The sequence below is a fragment of the Microbacterium sp. LjRoot205 genome (genome assembly GCF_056175745.1).
In genome coordinates, this window is record NZ_JBGFFH010000002.1 from 373,510 (window position 1) to 392,444 (window position 18,935).

At 67.4% G+C, this 18,935-nt stretch carries 23 protein-coding genes; 16 read left to right on the top strand and 7 right to left on the bottom strand.

Annotated elements, in window-relative coordinates:
* Nucleotides 1–4: 4 nt before the first annotated feature.
* Complete coding sequence (locus AC04ME_RS07610) at nucleotides 5–1,057, bottom strand: PucR family transcriptional regulator (protein ID WP_475434369.1); 1,053 nt, start codon at nucleotides 1,055–1,057, stop codon at nucleotides 5–7.
* 228 nt (nucleotides 1,058–1,285) lie between these two features.
* On the opposite strand from AC04ME_RS07610, the gene AC04ME_RS07615 reads away from it, so the two are divergent.
* Both AC04ME_RS07615 and AC04ME_RS07620 read left to right on the top strand, forming a co-directional pair.
* Nucleotides 1,286–2,011, top strand: coding sequence for an alpha/beta hydrolase (locus AC04ME_RS07615; RefSeq protein WP_475434371.1), 726 nt, complete (start codon nucleotides 1,286–1,288; stop codon nucleotides 2,009–2,011).
* Nucleotides 2,004–3,650, top strand: coding sequence for an MFS transporter (locus AC04ME_RS07620; RefSeq protein WP_475434372.1), 1,647 nt, complete (start codon nucleotides 2,004–2,006; stop codon nucleotides 3,648–3,650). Before AC04ME_RS07615 ends, AC04ME_RS07620 begins: the two co-directional genes overlap by 8 nt.
* Nucleotides 3,651–3,883: 233 nt before the next feature.
* On the opposite strand, the gene AC04ME_RS07625 is transcribed toward AC04ME_RS07620, so the two are convergent.
* Both AC04ME_RS07625 and AC04ME_RS07630 read right to left on the bottom strand, forming a co-directional pair.
* Entirely contained in the window at nucleotides 3,884–5,032 is a 1,149-nt protein-coding gene (locus AC04ME_RS07625) for an NAD(P)/FAD-dependent oxidoreductase (RefSeq protein ID WP_475434374.1), read from the bottom strand.
* Nucleotides 5,029–5,388, bottom strand: coding sequence for a UBP-type zinc finger domain-containing protein (locus tag AC04ME_RS07630; protein WP_042537498.1), 360 nt, complete (start codon nucleotides 5,386–5,388; stop codon nucleotides 5,029–5,031). The genes AC04ME_RS07625 and AC04ME_RS07630 overlap by 4 nt, the downstream gene beginning before the upstream one ends.
* 142 nt (nucleotides 5,389–5,530) lie before the next feature.
* On the opposite strand from AC04ME_RS07630, the gene AC04ME_RS07635 reads away from it, so the two are divergent.
* Nucleotides 5,531–6,499, top strand: coding sequence for a Dyp-type peroxidase (locus AC04ME_RS07635; protein WP_228385513.1), 969 nt, complete (start codon nucleotides 5,531–5,533; stop codon nucleotides 6,497–6,499).
* A gap of 18 nt (nucleotides 6,500–6,517) precedes the next feature.
* Here AC04ME_RS07635 and AC04ME_RS07640 read toward each other — a convergent pair whose 3' ends face one another.
* Nucleotides 6,518–6,856, bottom strand: a complete 339-nt coding sequence (locus AC04ME_RS07640) for a DUF7882 family protein (RefSeq protein ID WP_309689003.1) — start codon at nucleotides 6,854–6,856, stop codon at nucleotides 6,518–6,520.
* A gap of 106 nt (nucleotides 6,857–6,962) precedes the next feature.
* On the opposite strand from AC04ME_RS07640, the gene AC04ME_RS07645 reads away from it, so the two are divergent.
* The 3 genes from AC04ME_RS07645 to AC04ME_RS07655 are packed head-to-tail and all read left to right on the top strand — an operon-like array spanning nucleotide 6,963 to nucleotide 9,148.
* Nucleotides 6,963–7,355 (top strand): thiol-disulfide oxidoreductase DCC family protein, encoded by a 393-nt coding sequence (locus tag AC04ME_RS07645; protein WP_475434377.1) that lies wholly within the window; start codon nucleotides 6,963–6,965, stop codon nucleotides 7,353–7,355.
* A gap of 24 nt (nucleotides 7,356–7,379) precedes the next feature.
* Nucleotides 7,380–9,017 (top strand): sodium-dependent transporter, encoded by a 1,638-nt coding sequence (locus AC04ME_RS07650; RefSeq protein WP_475434379.1) that lies wholly within the window; start codon nucleotides 7,380–7,382, stop codon nucleotides 9,015–9,017.
* Nucleotides 9,014–9,148, top strand: a complete 135-nt coding sequence (locus AC04ME_RS07655) for a methionine/alanine import family NSS transporter small subunit (RefSeq protein ID WP_475434381.1) — start codon at nucleotides 9,014–9,016, stop codon at nucleotides 9,146–9,148. Before AC04ME_RS07650 ends, AC04ME_RS07655 begins: the two co-directional genes overlap by 4 nt.
* Before the next feature lie 55 nt (nucleotides 9,149–9,203).
* Here the strand turns inward: AC04ME_RS07655 and AC04ME_RS07660 are convergent, their stop codons facing one another.
* From AC04ME_RS07660 to AC04ME_RS07670, 3 genes are read right to left on the bottom strand one after another with little or no spacing between them, the layout of a single operon-like run.
* Nucleotides 9,204–9,488, bottom strand: coding sequence for a DUF6510 family protein (locus AC04ME_RS07660; RefSeq protein ID WP_042537489.1), 285 nt, complete (start codon nucleotides 9,486–9,488; stop codon nucleotides 9,204–9,206).
* Nucleotides 9,488–10,213, bottom strand: a complete 726-nt coding sequence (locus AC04ME_RS07665; RefSeq protein ID WP_475434384.1) for a ferredoxin reductase — start codon at nucleotides 10,211–10,213, stop codon at nucleotides 9,488–9,490. The genes AC04ME_RS07660 and AC04ME_RS07665 overlap by 1 nt, the downstream gene beginning before the upstream one ends.
* Nucleotides 10,210–10,800: a sulfite oxidase-like oxidoreductase gene (locus tag AC04ME_RS07670; RefSeq protein ID WP_042537483.1), complete on the bottom strand. Its 591-nt coding sequence runs from the start codon at nucleotides 10,798–10,800 to the stop codon at nucleotides 10,210–10,212. The genes AC04ME_RS07665 and AC04ME_RS07670 overlap by 4 nt, the downstream gene beginning before the upstream one ends.
* Before the next feature lie 178 nt (nucleotides 10,801–10,978).
* Between AC04ME_RS07670 and AC04ME_RS07675 the strand changes: the two genes are divergently transcribed.
* The 10 genes from AC04ME_RS07675 (at nucleotide 10,979) to fliG (ending at nucleotide 18,868) form a co-directional block, all read left to right on the top strand.
* Complete coding sequence (locus AC04ME_RS07675) at nucleotides 10,979–11,836, top strand: sigma-70 family RNA polymerase sigma factor (RefSeq protein WP_257788254.1); 858 nt, start codon at nucleotides 10,979–10,981, stop codon at nucleotides 11,834–11,836.
* A gap of 117 nt (nucleotides 11,837–11,953) precedes the next feature.
* Entirely contained in the window at nucleotides 11,954–12,778 is an 825-nt protein-coding gene (locus AC04ME_RS07680) for a flagellin N-terminal helical domain-containing protein (RefSeq protein ID WP_475434387.1), read from the top strand.
* Nucleotides 12,779–12,880: 102 nt separating this feature from the next.
* Entirely contained in the window at nucleotides 12,881–14,245 is a 1,365-nt protein-coding gene (gene fliD, locus AC04ME_RS07685) for a flagellar filament capping protein FliD (RefSeq protein WP_079112909.1), read from the top strand.
* Nucleotides 14,246–14,285: 40 nt separating this feature from the next.
* Nucleotides 14,286–14,699, top strand: a complete 414-nt coding sequence (gene fliS, locus AC04ME_RS07690; RefSeq protein ID WP_042537479.1) for a flagellar export chaperone FliS — start codon at nucleotides 14,286–14,288, stop codon at nucleotides 14,697–14,699.
* 6 nt (nucleotides 14,700–14,705) lie between these two features.
* Nucleotides 14,706–14,984: a hypothetical protein gene (locus tag AC04ME_RS07695; protein ID WP_042537478.1), complete on the top strand. Its 279-nt coding sequence runs from the start codon at nucleotides 14,706–14,708 to the stop codon at nucleotides 14,982–14,984.
* Between the two features lie 108 nt (nucleotides 14,985–15,092).
* Nucleotides 15,093–15,440, top strand: a complete 348-nt coding sequence (locus AC04ME_RS07700) for a flagellar basal body rod protein FlgB (RefSeq protein WP_042537477.1) — start codon at nucleotides 15,093–15,095, stop codon at nucleotides 15,438–15,440.
* Complete coding sequence (flgC, locus tag AC04ME_RS07705) at nucleotides 15,437–15,829, top strand: flagellar basal body rod protein FlgC (protein WP_042537476.1); 393 nt, start codon at nucleotides 15,437–15,439, stop codon at nucleotides 15,827–15,829. The genes AC04ME_RS07700 and flgC overlap by 4 nt, the downstream gene beginning before the upstream one ends.
* Nucleotides 15,829–16,146, top strand: coding sequence for a flagellar hook-basal body complex protein FliE (gene fliE, locus AC04ME_RS07710; protein ID WP_042537474.1), 318 nt, complete (start codon nucleotides 15,829–15,831; stop codon nucleotides 16,144–16,146). The genes flgC and fliE overlap by 1 nt, the downstream gene beginning before the upstream one ends.
* 2 nt (nucleotides 16,147–16,148) lie before the next feature.
* Nucleotides 16,149–17,789 (top strand): flagellar basal-body MS-ring/collar protein FliF, encoded by a 1,641-nt coding sequence (gene fliF / locus AC04ME_RS07715; protein WP_042537472.1) that lies wholly within the window; start codon nucleotides 16,149–16,151, stop codon nucleotides 17,787–17,789.
* The gene (gene fliG / locus AC04ME_RS07720) at nucleotides 17,786–18,868 is read left to right on the top strand and encodes a flagellar motor switch protein FliG (RefSeq protein ID WP_475434391.1); all 1,083 of its coding nucleotides are present in this window, start codon (nucleotides 17,786–17,788) and stop codon (nucleotides 18,866–18,868) included. Before fliF ends, fliG begins: the two co-directional genes overlap by 4 nt.
* The last annotated feature ends 67 nt before the right edge of the window (nucleotides 18,869–18,935 follow it).

Consider the following 18,935-nt stretch of genomic DNA (forward strand, 5'->3'; position numbering starts at 1 on the left):
GCGATCACAGCCGGCCCGTCGATTCCCAGAGCCGGATGAGCTTCAGCGCCAGGTGCAGCGTGCTGCGCTTGACACCGTCGTCGAGCGCATCCTTCACGATCGGGGGCATGCGTTCGAGCCGGTAGTAGAGCGTCGTGCGATGCACGAAGAGAATCCGGCACGCGGCGACCACGTTGGCGCCGACGTCGAGGTACGTCTCGACTGTCAGTCGCTGGGTGTCGTCCGTCTGGGAGTAGAGCACGTCGGCCGCCGGAGAGATGATCCGAAGGGCGTCGGGGTTCGCGGATGCCGAGGCGAGCAGCCGCCAGACGCCGAGATCGCTCGCGTCGACGGACGGATGGAACTGGGGGAGGGCCGCAGCGAGAGAGGCGGCGATCGCCGCCTCGTCGGCTGCGCTCCGGAGGTCTGTCGCGCCTCGCTGCGGCGAGGCGGAGCCGATGCCGAGGATCCTCATCCCGCGTCGTGCGGCCTCTTGCAGGAGGATGTCGGCGAGGTCGATGTCCGACGGCTGACCGACCAACATGACCACTCCGCCCTCGAGCGTGATGAAGTGCGCGGGGACCGGACGCAGATGGGCGAGGTGGCGGCCGAAGGCGATGCGGTCGACGTCGGTGACGGTGGAGTCGATCAGGACGGCGCGCACGACCGTGCCCGCCTCGCGTTGCACCCACCTCTGTCTGAGTGCGCGCGAATAGGCGTCTCGACGCACCGAGTCATCCACGTCCAGCAGATCGCGCAGGACCGACTCGCGATCGGCTCGCGATGAACCGGGGTCACGACGAAGGGTGATCCGGACGAGCGCGGCCGCCGCATCGACGGCCTCGAATTCGCTCGCTGTGAGGGGCGACCCCGCGCCGAGGTCGATCACGATGAGCGCGACGGCATCACCGTCGTCCTGCACCGGCACGGACAGCAGCGTCGGGGACTGCGGGCCGACGATCCCCGGTGGGCCGAACCGGCGAATGACCACCGGGCGACTCAGGGACGCTTCGAGCTGGTCCGCGATCTCGTGCAGCGCCATCGAGGTGGCGTCGGTCGTCGTATCGCTGATCGTCATGGGTTCGCTCCTAGCGGGGGATGGGCTCACCGTGTCGCTCTGCGTCGATGGGAGGGGACTCCACCTCACCGAACTCGAGTACGTCTCATGGAACCCTCTCTCTCGCGCACACACCAGGAGGAAAGCAGGCAGAAGTGGAGATGCTCGTCTTCGACTCCTGTCGCATGGTCGCCGGCCTCTCGGTTTCTAGATTCGTCTCACACGCACGTACGACCACGAGGTGGCGAGATGATGAGAACCAGCACGGTGGTGCTCGTGCACGGCGCTTTTCTGGACGCATCGGGATGGTGGCCGATCGTGCTCCGTCTGCTCGACGGCGGACATCGGGTGCTCGTCCMGCCCGTGATCGGCCGCAGCTTCCTCGGCGACTGCGACTACATCCGTACGTTCGTCGAGCGCGTCGACGGAGAGGTGCTCCTCGTCGGGCATGGATACGGAGCAGCGGTCGTCACCGTGGCCGGTGAGGCGACCAACGTCACCGGACTGCTCTTCATAGCGGGATACGCGCTGGATCAGGGGGAGAGCATCGCCGAGATGAGGGATCGCTTCGCCCCGGATGAGGCATCCGGCCACCTCGTGCCCGCCCTGTTCCCAGGCGACGCCGGAGCACGTCGGACAGAGCTCACTGTCGCGCCCGATCAGTTCGCTCGTCTGCTCGCGCAGGGATTGCCCTCGGACGAGTCGGGTGTTCTGGCGGTCTCGCAGCGCCCGATCGCCGCCTCGGTGTTCACCGAGCGGGCGTCCGGCGCAGGGTGGAGGGCGAAGCCGAGTTGGGGCGTGGTGGCGACCGAAGACCGGTTGGTCAGCCCGCAGCTTCAGCGCTTCGGGTATCGGCGGGCGGGCTGTCGGGCCGTTACGGAACTCGACGCGCCGCATCTGGTCACTCAGAGCCACGCTGCGGAGATCGTGCAGCTCATCGGAGGCATCCTCGAGGAGATCGCGGCCCATGGCTGAGGCGCAGGTGAGTGCTGCGCCGGCGCGCATCGGATGGAAGGCAGGATTCGCTCCGCTCGCCGTCCCCATCTTCCGTCTGGTGTGGCTGGCGTCCATCGTCAGCAACATCGGAAGCTGGATGCAGACGGTCGGCGCCCAGTGGCTGCTGGTCCAGGGCGACGGATCCCCGCTGCTCGTGGCGCTCGTCCAGACGGCATCGGCAGCTCCCGTGCTCCTGTTCGCGATTCCTGCCGGTGTCATCGGCGAGTTCCTCAACCGTCGGCTCGTCCTTCTCTGGTCGCAGATCGTGCAACTCGCGGTCGTGCTCGGGCTGACCTACCTGACGGCGACCGGTCAGACGACCACGACGGTCCTGCTCGCGTCGACGTTCGTGCTGGGGACGGTCTCGGCCATCCAGCTCCCTGCGTTCCAGGCACTGGTGCCCGACATCGTGCCGCCGAAGCTCCTCCTCGACGCGGCGAGTCTCTCCTCCATCGGCGTGAACATCGCGCGGGCGGTGGGACCGGCGATCGCTGGTCTCGTCGTCGCGCAGTTCGGAGTCGCGGCGGTCTTCCTGCTCAACGCGCTCTCGTTCCTCGTGTTCCTCGGGGTGCTCTTCTTCTGGAAGACGTACAGCCCGCCCGCGATCCGCCCGGAGCCCTTCGTCGACGCGACCAGGGCCGGCATCCGCTACGTCCGCCATTCGCGGGTCGTCCGGCTCATTCTGCTCCGGCTCGCCGTCTTCCTCATCCCCGCCAACGCCCTGTGGGCGCTGCTCCCGACGATCGCGAAGAACTCCCTCGGGTTCTCCGCGAGCGGATACGGTCTTCTCCTGGCGGCTCTCGGCGCCGGTTCCATCGTCGGCGCCTTCGTGCTTCCCTGGGCGCGTCGGGTCGCAGCCGTCAACGGCGTGGTGCTCGCCTCGTCGGTGGTCTTCGGCGCCGGCCTCGTCGCGCTCGTCGCCTCGCCCACGCTGTGGGTGACATTCCCGGCGCTCGTGGCGACGGGGCTCGCGTGGATCGGTGTGATCGCCACCATCAACGGAACCATCCAGGCTTTCCTGCCTGTCTGGGTGCGCACGCGCGGCCTGTCCTTCTACCAACTCGTGCTGTTCGGATGCACCGCCGCCGGCTCTGCGGGCGCAGGGGTGCTCGCGGCCATCTGGGATCCGGGTCTCGTGGTCGTCGGAGCGGGAATCCTGTGTGGCCTGGGTGGGCTCTCCCTCCTCGTGTGGCCGATGCCCGCGACGAGCGGCATCGGCCGGAGGATCGTCGAGGTGCCGGGGGTCGACGACCGGCCGCGCGCGGGCGGTGACGATGACTCTGCCGTTCTGGTGCTGATCCGATACCGGATCACGGAGGAGCGGAGACAGGAGTTCCTCGCCCTGATGCAGCGGGTCGAGCAGACGCGTCTGCGGACCGGCGCCAGGGAATGGCAGGTGTACGTGGACGCGGACGACCCGGACTCCGTCGTGGAGGCGTACGCGGTCGGCTCGTGGCGGGAGCATGTGAGCCAACACGAGGGGCGGACCACCGAATTCGATGCAGAGCTCATCGCTCGTGCCCGCGCCATGAGCGGCACCCCACCGGAGGTCGCGCACCTGCTGGAGATCGCGCGACCTCACCGCCACCGCATACCGACCACCCCCTCCCACGAGTAGAGAAGAGCCTTCACATGGACACGTCCGAGAGCCCGAGGTGGGTCACGACGTCCCCTCACCCCGCCGGGTGCAGCGCGGCGGCTGGGCGCGGGAGCCCACCACGCAGGAGGGCATCACCCCGTTGCGCTGATCAGAGCGGAGTGACCTCGGCCAGGTATCGATGGATGAGGGTGACCGCCATGGCGCCTTCGCCCACCGCCGATGCGACGCGCTTGACGGAGTTCGCGCGGACGTCACCGGCGGCGAAGACCCCGGGAACGGAGGTCTCCAGATAGTAGGGCGCGTTTCAGGGGCCATCGATCCAGGTCGTCGGGCGAGAGGTCTACGCCGGTGAGCAGGAAACCGCGGCTGTCGAGGCGGACATCGGTGGTCTCCGCCCATTCGGTGTTGGGCGCGCCGCCGATGCAGACGAAGAGGTGCGTGGCCGGCAACCGCGTCGCCGTTCCCGCCTGGTCGAGGGTGATCTCCTGCAGGTGCTCGTCGCCGTCGACGGCGACGACTCGGGTGTTCACGAGGATGGTGACGTTGGGCTGCACGGCGAGTCGGTTGAGCAGATACGCCGACATGGTCGATGAGAGCGACGGTCCGCGCACGAGCACCGTGACATGTGCGGCGTGCGCGGCCAGGTTCATCGCGGCCTGTCCTGCGGAGTTCGCGCCGCCGACGACGTACACATGCTGTCCGATGCAGGCGGAGGCCTCGCTGGTGCCGGCGCCGTAGTAGATGCCCGCACCCTGGAGGTCGCGGGCTCGCGGAAGGTCGAGTCGACGCCACTGCACTCCTGTCGCGCACAGGGCAGCGCGGGCGTGTATCTCGGAGCCGTCGGCGAGCAGCGCCCGCACGTCGTGATCCGTGAACGTGCGATCGACCCCGTGACGCATGAGGACGAGATCCGCTCCGAACGAGACCGCCTGCCGGCGCGCACGCTCCGCGAGCTCTGCCCCGGAGACTCCACCGGGAAAACCGAGGTAGTTCTCGATGAGGCTGCTGAAGCCGGCCTGACCGCCGACGGCGTCGCGTTCGACGACGGCGACACTGAGACCCTCCGATGCCGCGTAGACCGCAGCCGAGAGTCCCGCAGGACCCGCGCCGTGGATGATCAGGTCGTACGTCGATCGGGCAGGGGGATGGACCCAGCCGAGAGCCGACGCGACCTGCTCCGGGGTCGGATCTTCGAGGACGCCGCCACGCGGCAGAACCACAAGGGGGAGACGCCTGCCGGCGAGATCGACGCCCCCCGCAGACGAGGAGCCTGCCGGTACCGCGATCGAGAGGAAGGGGACTCCGCTGCGGGTCAGATAGTCGCGAATCGCGTACTCGTCCCGACCGTCGGCATCCGCGATGAGGCGGAGAGGCGGCTGATCGCCCGAGACGTCGGTCATGCGTTCCCGGCGAGCTGCTCTTGCCAATCCGCCGGGACCCGCTCAGCAGGACCCGGGGTGGTCTGCGACAGCGGGTGGCTGTGCGGGGGCGCGAGGACGGGTCCGTCGAAGGCGGTCTCGGTGTCGAAATCCCAGAACCAGTCCTCGCCGGGCTCGAAACTCTGGATCACCCGATGACCGCTCGAGTGCGCATGCTTCGTCGCGTGCTTGTGCAAGGAGTCGTCGCAGCATCCGATGTGCCCGCAGAACGCGCATCGACGCAGGTGCAGCCACCACGACCCGAGGCTCTCGCAGTCCACGCACCCGGGGCCGGATGGCGGGACGTCGGAACGGATGAAGTCGCTGACATCGCTCATGGGCGGGTCTCCTGTGGTCGGTGTGCTGTCCGGGTCATGATGTCGGGATTCTGGGCCGTACTCAAGGGTGCCCGCCGGAATGCCCCTGCTCGTTCGACACCCGTCGAAGCCTTGTTCGTCGACATCCTCTAGGTTCGACAGCGTGAGCAGCTCTCCCTCCCGCCGCGTCCCGATCGAATCACAGAAGGTCGATGCGCCCCTGACTTCCAGCGCGACGTTCCTCGTGCTGCGGATCGCAGAGGGTGCGGATGCCGCGGCGTCCGTGCGTGACGCGATCAGCGGCATGGACGACATCGTGAAGAACGTGGGATTCCGTGACCTCGATGCGATGTTGTCGTGCACGGTCGGCATCGGCTCTTCAGCATGGCCGCGACTCACCGCGCGCCGCGCTCCCGCGGAGCTGCACCCCTTCGCGGCGGTCGTGGGTCCCGTGCACACCGCCCCCAGCACCCCCGGCGATCTGCTCTTCCACATCCGTGCGAACCGTCAGGATCTCGTCTTCGAGTTCGAGAGGCAGCTGCTCGACGCTCTCGGCGACGCCGTGACCGTGGTCGACGAGACCGCCGGCTTCCGCTACTTCGACGTCCGCGACCTGCTGGGCTTCGTCGACGGCACGGCGAATCCTGTCGGGAACAGCGTGGCCGATTCGACTCTCGTTGGTGCGGAAGACGGAGACCACGTCGGCGGCAGCTACGTCGTCGTCCAGAAGTACCTGCATGAGCTCGATCGGTGGCAGTCGCTGACGACCGAGCAGCAGGAGGCGATCATCGGTCGGAAGAAGGCAGACAACGTCGAGTTGGACGACGCCGTCGCGGGGCAGAAGTCCCACAAGACGCTCGCCACCATCGTCGTCGACGGGGTCGAGCACGACATCCTCCGCGACAACATGCCCTTCGGGAGCCCTGGTTCCTCGTCGTTCGGCACCTACTTCATCGGGTACTCGCGATATCTGTGGGTCATCGAGAAGATGCTCGAGAACATGTTCATCGGCGATCCGCCCGGCGCATACGACAGGCTGCTCGACTTCTCGAACGCGACGACCGGCTGCGTCTTCTTCGCTCCGTCCGCAGACTTCCTCGGCAGACTCGCGGACGAGCAGCTCCCTGCGTAGCCACGGGGCAAGCGTTTCTCACCCGGTGCGCGTGGATCGCCCGGGGTCAGCGCTCGGCTCGACAGCGGGCTCGCGCACGACGTACAACCCCGACGGGGCGTTCGCGGTCGACGCGAGCGCCTCGACCCACTGACGGTTGAGATCGGGCACCCGGCCGCCGGAGTAGCTGAAGACGAGGTTGCAACCGGGGTGCAACCACACCGTGCTGCGACCGCCGCCGATGCTGGTGTCATCCTTCCAGGTGAAGAGGAAGGGCTCACCTCGTCGCAGCTTCGTCGTCACGACCACCTGCAGATGGTGGAGCGTGCGATCGTCGATCTCGGCCTTCTGGCTTCCCTCGTACACGAACCTGCCCATGTGCCCAGACCTACAGTGGTGCGTGGCGTGTCGCAAGGCCCTTGCGAACCGCCGGCGCGAGAGCGCACGAACAACAGGGGAGTGGACGAGGCGTAGGGTCGATGCCATGCGTCCGCAACCGCTGCTCGTCTACGACGGTGACTGTGCCTTCTGCACCACGTGGGTCCGCCGACTCGAGCGGTGGCTCGTCAGGTTCCCCGAGGCTCAGCCGTGGCAGTGGCTCGACCTCGACGAGATCGGCCTGAGCTCCGCCGATGTCACCCGCTACGTGTGGCTTCTGGTCGGCGAGCGCCGGTTCCGCGGTCATGCCGCCTTCGCCGCGCTGCTGAGGATGCAGCGGTCGAGGTCTCTGCGCGTCGTGGGCCAGCTGCTCGTGACGTCGCCGTTCTCCTGGGCTGCGGCACTCGGCTACACGCTGATCGCCCGCTTCAGACACAGGCTGCCCGGGGGGACCGCCGCCTGCGCGCCGCCGCGCCCCGAGAGTCGCGCAGTCAACTGATCGCGACTCCGGTACTCTCGGCGCATGGCCACCGCAACGACGCAGACCCCTAAACGTGAGGCGTTCGGCTCGCGGAACGTCTTCATCCTCTCTGCGATCGGCTCCGCCGTCGGGCTGGGGAACATCTGGCGATTCCCCTACGTGGCATACGAGGGCGGAGGCGGCGCGTTCCTCATCCCGTATCTCTGCGCGCTGCTGACCGCCGGCATCCCTCTGCTGTTCTTCGACTACGCCATCGGTCACCGGTTCCGCGGTTCTGCGCCGCTGGCCTTCCGCCGGATGCACCGCAGGGCAGAGCCGCTCGGCTGGTGGCAGGTGCTCATCTGCGTGGTCATCGCGGTCTACTACGCGGTCATCATCGCGTGGGCCGCCATGTACACCTGGTTCTCCGCTCAGCTGACCTGGGGGCCGGGCAACGAGAACGACTTCTTCTTCGTCGACTTCCTCCGCTCGGCCGACGTCGCCGAGGTCGGCATCTCGACCGAGTTCGTGCCTCAGGTCGGGCTGCCGCTCGTCGCGGTCTGGCTGATCGTCATCGTGATCATGGCGCTGGGGGTCAAGCGAGGAATCGGCCGGGCCAACATGATCCTGATGCCGCTGTTGACAGTGATGTTCGCGATCCTCGTGGTGCAGTCGCTGTTCCTTCCCGGCGCGATGGACGGCCTGAACGCCTTCTTCACGCCGAACTGGGAAGCACTCGGAAACCCCGCCGTGTGGGCCTCTGCCTACGGGCACATCTTCTTCTCGCTCTCGGTCGCCTTCGGCATCATGGTGACGTACTCGTCATACCTGAAGCGCAAGACCGACCTCACCGGCTCCGGCCTGGTGGTCGCCTTCGCGAACTCGGGCTTCGAGATCCTCGCGGGAATCGGCGTGTTCGCCGCGCTCGGCTTCATGGCGCAGGCGCAGGGCACCGAGGTCGCCGGAGTCGCGTCGTCGGGGATCGGACTCGCGTTCATCGCCTTCCCGACGATCGTGTCGCAGGCGACGGGCGGCTCGATCATCGGCGTCCTGTTCTTCGGGGCGCTGGTCTTCGCAGGCGTGACCTCACTGATCTCCATCCTCGAGGTGATCGTCGCAGCCCTGCAGGACAAGCTCGGCTGGGCGCGCATCCGCACGACCCTGACGGTGTCGATTCCGCTCGCGATCGTCTCGATGGCGCTCTTCTCGACGACCACCGCTCTGTCGGTCCTCGATACGGCTGACGCGTTCGTCAATGCCTTCGGCATCATGGCGGTCGCGCTCGTCGCCGTGATCGTCGTGGCCTGGCTGCTGCACAAGCTGCCGGCGCTCGTCGAGCACCTCGATCGCCGTTCGAGTTTCCGGGTCGGTCGGGTCTGGATGCTGCTCGTCGGTGCGCTCGCGCCCCTGGTGCTCGGCTACCTGCTGGTCACCGAGCTGATCTCGAAGATCTCCGAGCCGTACGGCGGCTACCCCGGATGGTTCCTGGCCGTCTTCGGATGGGGCATGGTCATCGCACTCGTCGCGCTCGCGCTGCTGCTGTCCGCGTTGCCGTGGAGCGGTCGCTCGCACGCCAAGGACGACCCGGAGTACGACGAGTTCCTCGCCGAAGAACACTACGAGCCGGATGCCGAGACCTCGTCGATCCCGATGGTGCCGACGACGGAACCCCGCTCGACGGAGAAGGGAGCCAGCGCATGACCGTCACAGCCGTCGTCATGATGATCATCGCGATGGTCACGATCTGGGGTGGACTCGTCGCCGCCATCGTGAACCTCGCGCGTCACCCCGAGGTCGCGGATTCGGAGCCCGCTCCGCCGGTCGAGCTCTGACCGACGCCGGGGGACGCGGCGTCGCCCCAGGACCTGCATCCCACAGGTCGGGGCGCTATCCGTCGGCCGGCCAGCGCAGGAGACTCAGAGCACCGATCACGAGGGTCGCGCTGCCGCCGTCGCGGAGACAGGTCAGCAGTGTGCGACCGCACCCGCGGCAGAGGAGGATGACGCCGGCCGGATCGAGCTCGGCGATCGCGTCGGCGAGCTCGGCCTCGCGGTCGCAGTGCGCGCATGCTGCTCGCGCGCTCGTCATGTCTCTGCCGAAGACCTCGAGCAGGATCCCGCCTGCGGCGTTGCCGTCGACTCGCGTGCGATGACCGGGGTGGGCAGCGTCCATCAGGCACCTCCGAAGCGCTCAGTGCGGATCCGTTCCGGCGGATGCCCCGCCGCCACGAGCAGGTCTGCGACCGCCTCGACGAAGCCCGTCGGCCCGCAGACGTAGACCGACGGGTGTTCGGTGGCGGGAATGGTGGAGGCCGCGATCGTCGCCGCGTCCACCCGGCCGGCCGGGCGTTCGGAGCCCGGAGGCGCCGAACGGCTGTACGCCCAGTCGACGAGGAAGGCGTCGTCGGCGAGCTGGGCGAGGTCGTCCGTGTAGAACGCATCGGCGGCTGAACGCACCGCGTACAGCAGGCGCATAGGCGCCGGGCTGCCCGTGCGCGCATGCTGCCTCGCCATCGCGATGAGCGGGACGATCCCCGACCCGCCTGCGATGAGCTGCACGGGCTCGGTCTGGGTGGGGGTCCACACGAAGTAGGCGCCGATCGGACCGCGAACCTCCAGTTCGTCTCCGGGGCGCACGTCCTCGACGAGATAGGGAGAGACCTCGCCCTCGGGCACTTCGTCGACCGCGAGTTCGATGATGTCCGAGTCACCGGACGATGCGAGGGAATACGACCTGACCGCTTGATACCCGTCTTCTGCGGTCAGACGCACGTCGACGTGCTGACCGGCCAGATTCCCCGGCCACCCGTCGACCCGCAGCTCGAGCACGCGACCGTGGGGGGTGGGGTTTCGTGTCTCGACGACTCTGGCGACCAGCCACAGCGGTGCCGTGGTCACCAGTAACGCTCCTCTTTCCAGGGATCTCCGTACATGTTGTAGCCGTTCTGCTCCCAGAATCCGGGTTCGTCGTTCTCGAGCAGATCCAGACCGTGGACCCACTTGGCAGACTTCCAGAAGTAGAGGTGCGGCACCAGAAGGCGAGCAGGGCCGCCGTGCTCCGCAGCGAGCGGCTGGCCGTCGAATTCGAACGCCACCCACGCTTTGCCGCCTGTGAGGTCGGCGCGCGGAACGTTGGTGGTGTACCCGCCGTAGGAGAAGACCCGCGTGAAATCGCCCTCGCCGGCATCCTGCAGCAGATGATCGAGCGAGACCCCACGCCAGCGGGTGCCGAGCTTCGACCACCGGGTCACGCAGTGGATGTCTGTGGTGATGGTGTCGATCGGGAGTGCCTGCAGGTCGTCCCATGACCAGGTGCGACGGATGCCGTCGAGACCGACGACCGCGAACTCCCACGTGTCGAGGGAGACTCGCGGCGTCGGCCCTGCGGAGAGCACGGGGAAGTCCTCGGTGAGGTACTGGCCCGGAGGGAGGCGGTCGTCCGACTCGCGTCGCCGTGCGCCGAAGCCGCGGGAGATCACACCCATGATCGTCTTCTTTCGTTCGGTCGGAGCGGAGCCGCGAGTCGCTCGCGGGGGATTCCTGCCGTGTGGGACTGATTCTAGGGCGACTGAGTATCGGCGCGCCCTGATCATTTTTTACTCATAAACGTGCGCTTCATGCTAACTTCACTCGTAAAACAGTCGTTCAAGCCACGGAGTCACATTGCTGAGTAGTTTCGCTGTTTCTGCTGATTCCACTCAGCCTGAAGTCGTCTCTGCCTCGCCCGAGAAGCTGGCGCGCGACAACATGCCGCTCGCGACCTTCCTGGCTGTGGAGAAGGCGAGATCGGCGACGCATGTCGACCTCGACGATCTGCTCTCGGCCGCACGCCTGGGCCTCGCCCGTGCCGCGATGTCGTATGACCCGGCGCGCGGCATTCCCTTCGGCGCCTTCGCGAGCAGCCAGATCAACTGGGCGATGCTGTCGGAGATGCGCAGAGCGGATCCTGCCGGCGAACGCAGTCGCGACAAGATCGAACGCCTGCGGGTCGCCGCCGAGACTCTGCTCGCTCGCACCGGCCGGGTGGCGACCACGGCGGAGCTCGCGCGGGAGTCCGGCTTCACTGTCGACGTCGTGGCCGAGATGATGAAGCTCGACGAGATGGTGCGCACCGCGACCAGCTTCGAGGAGCACTTCGACGTCGAGACCGGGCGTCAGGCCGCCGATCTCACCGACGGCGTCATCCTGCCCGAGCACGCGGTCGAGCAGTCGGAGACGCGTGCGATGGTGAACCGCGTCATTGAGGCGCTGCCGGCGGCGATGCGACAGGTCGTCCGCGGGATCTACCTCGAAGACCGGATGGTGAAGGACATCGCCGAAGAGCTCGAGGTCAGCCACGCGTATGTGTCGAAGGTCCGCTCGCGGGGTCTCGCTCTGATGCGCGAGGCCATGGAGGCATGGGAGAACGGCACGACCGGCGATCGATCGACCAAGGCGCGGGCGGAGTTCTTCGAGACCCTGTTCGGCCCGATCCGCCCCGAGGCTCGCGACCGGTCGAGCGAGCTCCTCGCCGCCGTCTGAACCGACCCCCGGAATCTTCCGGCTCCGTGGTTACGACGGCGGCGCATGTCGCGAATATCGGTTGTGCAGGCCCACGGATGGGCCCGCGTCCAGCCCCATAACCACGGAGGAATTCTCATGGGTCTTCAGATCGCAACCAACGTCGGTGCACTCAACGCGTACCGCAACCTCTCTGTCAACCAGAACGACGTCTCGAAGTCGCTCGAGAAGCTCTCGAGCGGTCTGCGCATCAACCGCGCAGCCGATGACGCCGCCGGCCTCGCCATCTCCGAGGGCCTGCGTTCGCAGGTCAACGGCCTGAACGTCGCAGCACGCAACGCTCAGGACGGCATCTCGGTCATCCAGACCGCGGAAGGCGCGCTCACCGAGGTCCACTCGATCCTGCAGCGCGTTCGTGACCTTGCCGTGCAGGCGGGTTCCGACTCGAACAACGCCGATTCGCGCACCGCCATCAAGACCGAGATCGACTCGCTCGGCAAGGAGCTCACCCGCGTCGCCGCCAGCACCAACTTCAACGGCATCAAGCTGATCGACAGCGCGAGCACGCTGACGTTCCAGGTCGGTGCAGGCTCTGACGCCGATGAGGACCAGATCGCAGTCACCCTGACCGACTTCTCCGGTCTCGGCGCTCGTATCGAGGCGCTGACGGTGACGGACGCTGCCGCTGCGCTCACCACGATCGCGGCGCTCGACACCGAGATCAAGGGTGTCTCGACGGCTCGTGCCGGCCTCGGTGCCGTGCAGAACCGCTTCGAGTCGACGATCAACTCGCTGCAGGTCTCGGCCGAGAACCTGGCCGCAGCGAAGAGCCGCATCGCGGACACCGACATGGCGGCCGAGATGGTCAAGTACACCGCCTCGAACATCCTGCAGCAGGCCGGCACCGCCATGCTCGCTCAGGCGAACCAGTCGGGCCAGGGCGTCCTGCAGCTTCTCCGTTGAGTCGCTGCGCCTGAGGCGCAACAGGCGCCCGGGCGGAGTCACCTCCGCTCGGGCGCCTTCCTGTAGGACACCCCAGACCACCTCGCACGGAAGACGACCGGGATGAAACTCGACGGACTCGTATCAGGGCTCAAGACGCAAGAGCTCATCAAAGCGCTCATGGACGTCTCGGCGATTCCGAAGACGCTCATCACCAACAAGATCGCAGACCGCAACTCGATCATCACGAACCTCCAGTCGCTGAACACCACGCTGCAGGAGCTCGTCGCCAAGGCCAAGACCGCGGCCGCACCCTCCTCGCTCGCCTCGTTCACGGCGACATCGTCATCCGAGACCGTCACGGTCACGGCCGGCGCGAAGGCATCGGCGTTCTCGACCGACGTCGTCGTCGACGCCGTCGCCACGGCGCACTCCATCGTCACGGCATCCGGAGGATCCGCGGCATGGGGCGGCGCATTCACTCTCGTCGGCTCGGACGGTGAATCTATCGAGGTGACCCCGCTCGGCACGGGTCCGCAGGACCTGGCCAAGGCCATCAACGCGTCCAAGGCCGGGGTGAGCGCGACGGTCGTCCCCGCCGGTGTGGATGCCGACGGCAAGCCGCTTTCTCGCATTCAGCTGACGTCGATCGAGACCGGCGCAGCCGGCGAGTTCGCCGTGCATCGAGGCACTGCCGCGGACGTCGCGGCCGGCACCTCGACGGATCTCGGCGCCGAGCCGGGCGCCGCCGTCATCACGCAGGGGGCCGACGCCCGAATCCGTCTGTTCGCCGGAACCGCCGCCGAGCAGACGCTGAACAGCGCCAGCAACACGATCAGCGTGGGCGAGGGCATCGAGGTCACGGTCACGAAGCCCAGCGCTGATCCGGTGACGGTGACCGTCGCCAGGGACGACAAGAAGCAGACCACGACCGCCGAGACGTTCGTCAAGGAGATCGCTGCGCTGCTGACGCGCATCGACAAGGGATCGAAGGCGACGATCGGAGATGTCGGCGAGACCACCACTCTCGGCGTGTTCACCGGAGACAGCACCGTTCGCAATCTCCGCGGCGCTCTCGCGAACGCGATGCAGCTTCCGGTCGACGGAGTATCGCCGTCGACGATCGGAATCTCGATCAGCGACAAGGGCGTGCTCTCCTTCGACGCGGAGAAGTTCGGAAAGGCCCTCGCCGAGGATCCGGAGAAGACCCAGGAGATCTTCTCGTCGATCGCCGGACGGGTCGAAGGCGTCACCGACCAGTACTCCGACAAGTACGACGGGCTGCTCACCCAGCGCATCACCGGTCAGGAGACCGAGGTCAAGACGCTCAAGACCCAGGTGGAGCGATGGGACGTCCGGCTGGAGCAGAGGCAGGCGACGCTCGAGCGCACGTATGCGCAGCTCGAGGTCCAGCTCTCGAAGCTCCAGTCGCAGTCGTCGTGGCTCACCTCGCAGCTCGCAGGCCTCAACGGCACGACGACGTCGTGACCTGAGCACCGCAACCACCATCTCATCGGAGACCAGAACCATGCCCATCACCTCTCTCGACCGCGCGAAGCAGCAGTACCTCGAGCAGCAGGTCGCCTCGGCCACGCCGGAACGCCTTCTCGTGCTGCTCTACGACCGCCTGCTGGTCGACATCGAGCGCGCAGACGCCTCGCAGGAGTCCGGAGACTGGGCGGCCGCGGGCAACCACCTCGTGCACGCGCAGCAGATCGTCGCCGAACTGAACGGCTCACTCACCGATGAGTGGGACGGCTCCGCTGAACTGCATGGCGTGTACACGTACCTCACGGGCCGTCTGATCACCGCGAACATCGCTCGTGATCGGGTCGCCACCGCAGAGTGCCGCGATCTCGTCGTTCCGCTGCGTGAGGCCTGGCATGCGGCGGCCGCGGCGATCACGTCCGGCACGCAGACGCCCATCACGGCTCTGGCCTGAGCTCTCGTGCCTGACAACCTCTCGGCCTGGCTGACGGTGCTCGACCAGTTCGAGCGGGCTCTCGACGCTGCCGACGAGCAGCTCGATGACCAGCCCTTCGATGCGCCACCCGGCCCCGTGCCGGAGGAGCTTCGCGAACGCGCAGAGGCTGTTCTCGCGCGACAGCAGCTCATGATCGGCGGCCTGGTCACCTCCCGCGCCCATGTCGCACGCGAGATCGCCGCACTGCGACGGGTGCCGACCTCGAAGACCGACGTACCCGCATATCTCGACGTCGAGGGTTGAGCATCGAGGTTACGTGAGCAGTCGAGTGTCGCGATAGTCGGCACCGAGCACGGATCGCTCGACGATTGGCCAGGGATCGGCCTCTCCACCAACGTCCGGAGTGCCCCCGTGCTCGAATCCGTCACCTCCTCTGCGCTGATCAGCGCCCTCGATGGGCTGGCCCTGCGCCAACGCTCGATCGCCGAGAACATCGCCAACGTCAACACGCCCGGCTACCAGGCCAAGCGCGTCCAGTTCGAGGACGAGCTGCGCTCCGCCGTCGAAGGCGGTTCGGGAACAGTCGGCGCCACGGTCGAGCGATCGCTCGAACCGACCAGGGTGAACGGCAACAACGTCAACCTCGACACCGAGACCCTGTCGAACATCGACACCGTGCTGCGGTTCCAGTTCGCCAGCCAGGCGATCGGCGGCCAGGCGGCGTCCATCACCAAGGCGATCGGGCAGGCCTCCGCATGACCTTCGACGCGATCGGCATCGCCGGCACCGGCCTGACCGCGCACCGCAAGTGGCTCGACGCGCTCAGCGACAACATCGCCAACGTGAACACGGCCACTCCCGCGGGCCAGGAGGCGTTCCGAGAGAAGTTCGTCACAGTGCAGGCCGGCACGGAGAGTCCGGGCGTCTACGTCGCAGGCGTGGTCGAATCCGATGCCGAGGCCAAGCTCGTGTACGACCCCGAGCACCCCTACGCGAACGAGGACGGCTATGTGCAGTACCCGAACGTCGAGCTCGGCGACCAGATGAGCATGCTGATCCTGGCGCAGCGCGGATATGAGGCGAACGCCGCCGTCGTCGACCGTGCGAAGACGACGTACGAGGCCGCACTGCAGATCGGGCGCAACTGATGTCCGGCGTCGAGGCCATCTCCGCGGCAGGCGTCACGCCGCTCTCTGCGCTCAGCTTCGAGACGGGTCCGGAGGCATCCGGTGCATCGGCATCGGGGAGCGCCTTCGCGACATCGCTCTCGGGTGCCGTGGAGAACCTCCAGCAGCTGCAGTCGTCGTCGAACGAGCTGGCGGTGAAGGCCGTCACAGGTGACCTGCAGGACATCCACCAGGCGATGATCGCCTCGACACGCGCCTCAGTGACGCTCGATCTGGTGGTCGCCGTGCGTGACCGCAGCGTCTCGGCGTTCAACGAGATCATGAGGATGCAGGCCTGACGATGCCCAAGATGCTCACGAGCTACTACGACCGTGCGAAGCTGGTCGTCTCAGGATTCTCTCTCGCACAGCGCACGATCGCCATCATCGGCGTCGCGCTGCTCGTGATGGGGGCCATCGCGCTCGGCGCATGGCTCACCAAGCCGCAGATGAGTCCGCTGTTCACCGGCCTGAGCGCTGGCGATGCCTCGGCTGTCGTCGAGCAGCTGAAGTCGGCGGGCGTGGGCTACGAGCTCACCGAGGGCGGCGCGACCATCCTCGTGCCCGACGACCAGGTCTACGCGCAGCGCCTGGCAGCGGCATCGGCCGGTCTTCCCGGAGACACCAGCGAGGGGTACACGCTGCTCGACGACATGGGTGTGACCGCGAGCGAGTTCCAGCAGTCGGTCACCTACAAGCGCGCGATCGAGGGCGAGCTGGCCGGCACGATCGGTGCCATGGAGGGCATCTCCACCGCATCGGTGCAGCTCGCGATCCCCGAAGAGAGCGTGTTCGTCTCGGAGCGGCAGAGCCCGACCGCATCCGTGTTCGTGAAGACCCGCAACGGATCGACCCTCAGCGACGAGAAGATCGAGGCCATCGTGCACCTCACGAGCGCCGCTGTGCCGGGGATGACCCCCGAAGACGTCGCGGTGACGGATCAGGACGGCCGAGTGCTCTCGGCTGTCGGAACCGGCCTCACCGGCAGCTCGTCGAAGCAGGCGACGGAGCACGAGGCGAAGGTCGCCGCATCCGTCAGCAAGATGCTCGAGACGATCGTCGGGCCCGGAAACGCCACCGTGACGGTGTCGGCCGACGTCGCGAACTCCACGTCCGAGCGCATGGACGAGACGTACTCCGCCCCCGAGGGGGAGCTGAGCGCGTCGGAGGAGACCAAGACGGAGACCTACAACGGCGGTCAAGCGGGCGGCACCGGCGTGCTCGGCCCCGACAACATCGCGGTCCCGAACAACGCCGACGGCACCGGCGCCTACGAGTTCGAGGAGACGTCTCGCAACAACGCCGTGAACAAGTCGACGGAGAAGACCATCACCCCGGCAGGAGAGGTGACGAGGCAGACGGTCAGCATCGCGCTGAACCGCGGAACCGTCACAGGCGTGACGGCGAACCAGATCGAATCGCTCGTGGCATCGGCCGCCGGCATCGACGTCGAGCGCGGCGACGAGATCGCCGTCGAGTTCGTCGAGTTCAACGAGGCGGGAGCGACGGCGGCTGCGACGGCGCTCGCGGCGGCGGAGGCCGAGCGTGAGGCGCAGATGCAGCAGGAGCTGCTGCGGTCGGCGATCATCGGCGGATCGATCCTGCTGGCGGTGATCATCCTGATCGTCTTCCTCGTCGTGCGCCGCAAGATGAAGCGCCGCGTGCTCTACACCGAAGACGGTCCGATCGAGTACTTCGCCACCGTCACCGAGAGCGAGGAGCAGAAGCTCCGTTCACTCAGGGGCCTCAAGGAAGCCGAGGCGATCGTCGCCCCGGCACCCACGACGCTGCTGCCGTCGGCATCGATCGACCTCGATGACGAACCGGAGCCCGACAAGGTGCTCGTCGAGCGCAGACGCCGTGAGATCGACGATCTGGCGAAGCGCGAACCCGACACCATCGCCAGCGCACTGGCCGACCTGATGGACGAGGCGACCGTATGAGCGCATTGACCGAGTTGCTGGATGCACAGGCCGACACGGTCGAGGTCTCGACCGCCGTGGCGCCCGCGGCGATTGCGGTGCCGGAGATGAGCGGCCTTCGCAAGGCCGCGATCGTGCTGATGAACATGGACCGCGCGGCCAGCGCCGAAGTGCTGCGTCACCTCGGTGAGGAGCGCTCCGAGATGCTCGCCGCCGAGCTCACGCAGCTCGGGGGAGTGGACGTCGCCTCCACCGCCCGCGCCCTCGCGGAGTTCCGGCGCATCGCCACCGGCGGCTCTGTGCCGTCGCGCGGCGGCCAGGAACTCGCCACCGGACTGCTCGAGACGACGTTCGGGCGCGAGAAGGCCGTCGGGATGGTCGGCAGGGTGATGTCGCAGGGCTCGGTGTCCTTCGACTTCCTCAACGCGGCAGACCCGGCCCAGCTCGCCACGATCATCGAGGGCGAGCTGCCGACCACGGTCGCCGTGGTGCTGGCGAACCTGCGAGCCGATCGTGCGGCGGCGGTGCTCGCCGCCCTGCAGGACCCGCTGCGCACCGATGTCGCTCAGGCGATCGCGACGATGGGCACCGCGACCCAGGAGGCGATCTCGATCGTCGCCGACTCGCTGCGCTCTCGCACCGGCGTCTTCGCGATGCGCGACAATCATGAGGCGATCGGCGGCGTGCAGCCTCTCGTCGAGATCATCAACAGGTCCGACACCGCCCTCGAGAAGTCGCTGCTCGCGAGCCTCGAGGGGCGCGACCTGGCGCTGGCCGAGGATATCCGCAGCCGCATGGTCACGTTCGCCGACATCGCTCGTCTCGAAGACCGCGACGCCCAGCGTGTGCTGCGCGGGATCGACCTCCGCATGCTCGCGCTCGCGCTGAAGGGCGCAGACGAGCAGATCACCGACAAGGTCAAGAGCAACATGACCGAGCGCAACCAGGAGAACCTCGCTGAGGAGACCCGGGTGCTGGGTCCCGTGCGCATGCGTCAGGTCGACGAGGCCCGCGCCGAGATCGTGCGCATCATCCGTGATCTGGAGGCCGCAGAGGAGATCACGATCTCGCGCGAAGACGAGGACGAGCTCATCGAGTGATCCCTCCGACGGCAGGTGATTCGGCGGCGGCGGTTACGGCCGCAGATATGTGTCGCGATAGTGGGCA

Excerpts from the sequence above, each read along its gene's own strand:
- AC04ME_RS07610 (WP_475434369.1), bottom strand. The coding sequence starts at position 1,057 with ATGACGATCAGCGATACGACGACCGACGCCACCTCGATGGCGCTGCAC.
- AC04ME_RS07620 (WP_475434372.1), top strand. The coding sequence starts at position 2,004 with ATGGCTGAGGCGCAGGTGAGTGCTGCGCCGGCGCGCATCGGATGGAAG.
- AC04ME_RS07625 (WP_475434374.1), bottom strand. The coding sequence starts at position 5,032 with ATGACCGACGTCTCGGGCGATCAGCCGCCTCTCCGCCTCATCGCGGAT.
- AC04ME_RS07630 (WP_042537498.1), bottom strand. The coding sequence starts at position 5,388 with ATGAGCGATGTCAGCGACTTCATCCGTTCCGACGTCCCGCCATCCGGC.
- AC04ME_RS07640 (WP_309689003.1), bottom strand. The coding sequence starts at position 6,856 with ATGGGCAGGTTCGTGTACGAGGGAAGCCAGAAGGCCGAGATCGACGAT.
- AC04ME_RS07645 (WP_475434377.1), top strand. The coding sequence starts at position 6,963 with ATGCGTCCGCAACCGCTGCTCGTCTACGACGGTGACTGTGCCTTCTGC.
- AC04ME_RS07650 (WP_475434379.1), top strand. The coding sequence starts at position 7,380 with ATGGCCACCGCAACGACGCAGACCCCTAAACGTGAGGCGTTCGGCTCG.
- AC04ME_RS07655 (WP_475434381.1), top strand. The coding sequence starts at position 9,014 with ATGACCGTCACAGCCGTCGTCATGATGATCATCGCGATGGTCACGATC.
- AC04ME_RS07660 (WP_042537489.1), bottom strand. The coding sequence starts at position 9,488 with ATGGACGCTGCCCACCCCGGTCATCGCACGCGAGTCGACGGCAACGCC.
- AC04ME_RS07670 (WP_042537483.1), bottom strand. The coding sequence starts at position 10,800 with ATGGGTGTGATCTCCCGCGGCTTCGGCGCACGGCGACGCGAGTCGGAC.
- AC04ME_RS07680 (WP_475434387.1), top strand. The coding sequence starts at position 11,954 with ATGGGTCTTCAGATCGCAACCAACGTCGGTGCACTCAACGCGTACCGC.
- fliD (WP_079112909.1), top strand. The coding sequence starts at position 12,881 with ATGAAACTCGACGGACTCGTATCAGGGCTCAAGACGCAAGAGCTCATC.
- fliS (WP_042537479.1), top strand. The coding sequence starts at position 14,286 with ATGCCCATCACCTCTCTCGACCGCGCGAAGCAGCAGTACCTCGAGCAG.
- flgC (WP_042537476.1), top strand. The coding sequence starts at position 15,437 with ATGACCTTCGACGCGATCGGCATCGCCGGCACCGGCCTGACCGCGCAC.
- fliE (WP_042537474.1), top strand. The coding sequence starts at position 15,829 with ATGTCCGGCGTCGAGGCCATCTCCGCGGCAGGCGTCACGCCGCTCTCT.
- fliF (WP_042537472.1), top strand. The coding sequence starts at position 16,149 with ATGCCCAAGATGCTCACGAGCTACTACGACCGTGCGAAGCTGGTCGTC.
- fliG (WP_475434391.1), top strand. The coding sequence starts at position 17,786 with ATGAGCGCATTGACCGAGTTGCTGGATGCACAGGCCGACACGGTCGAG.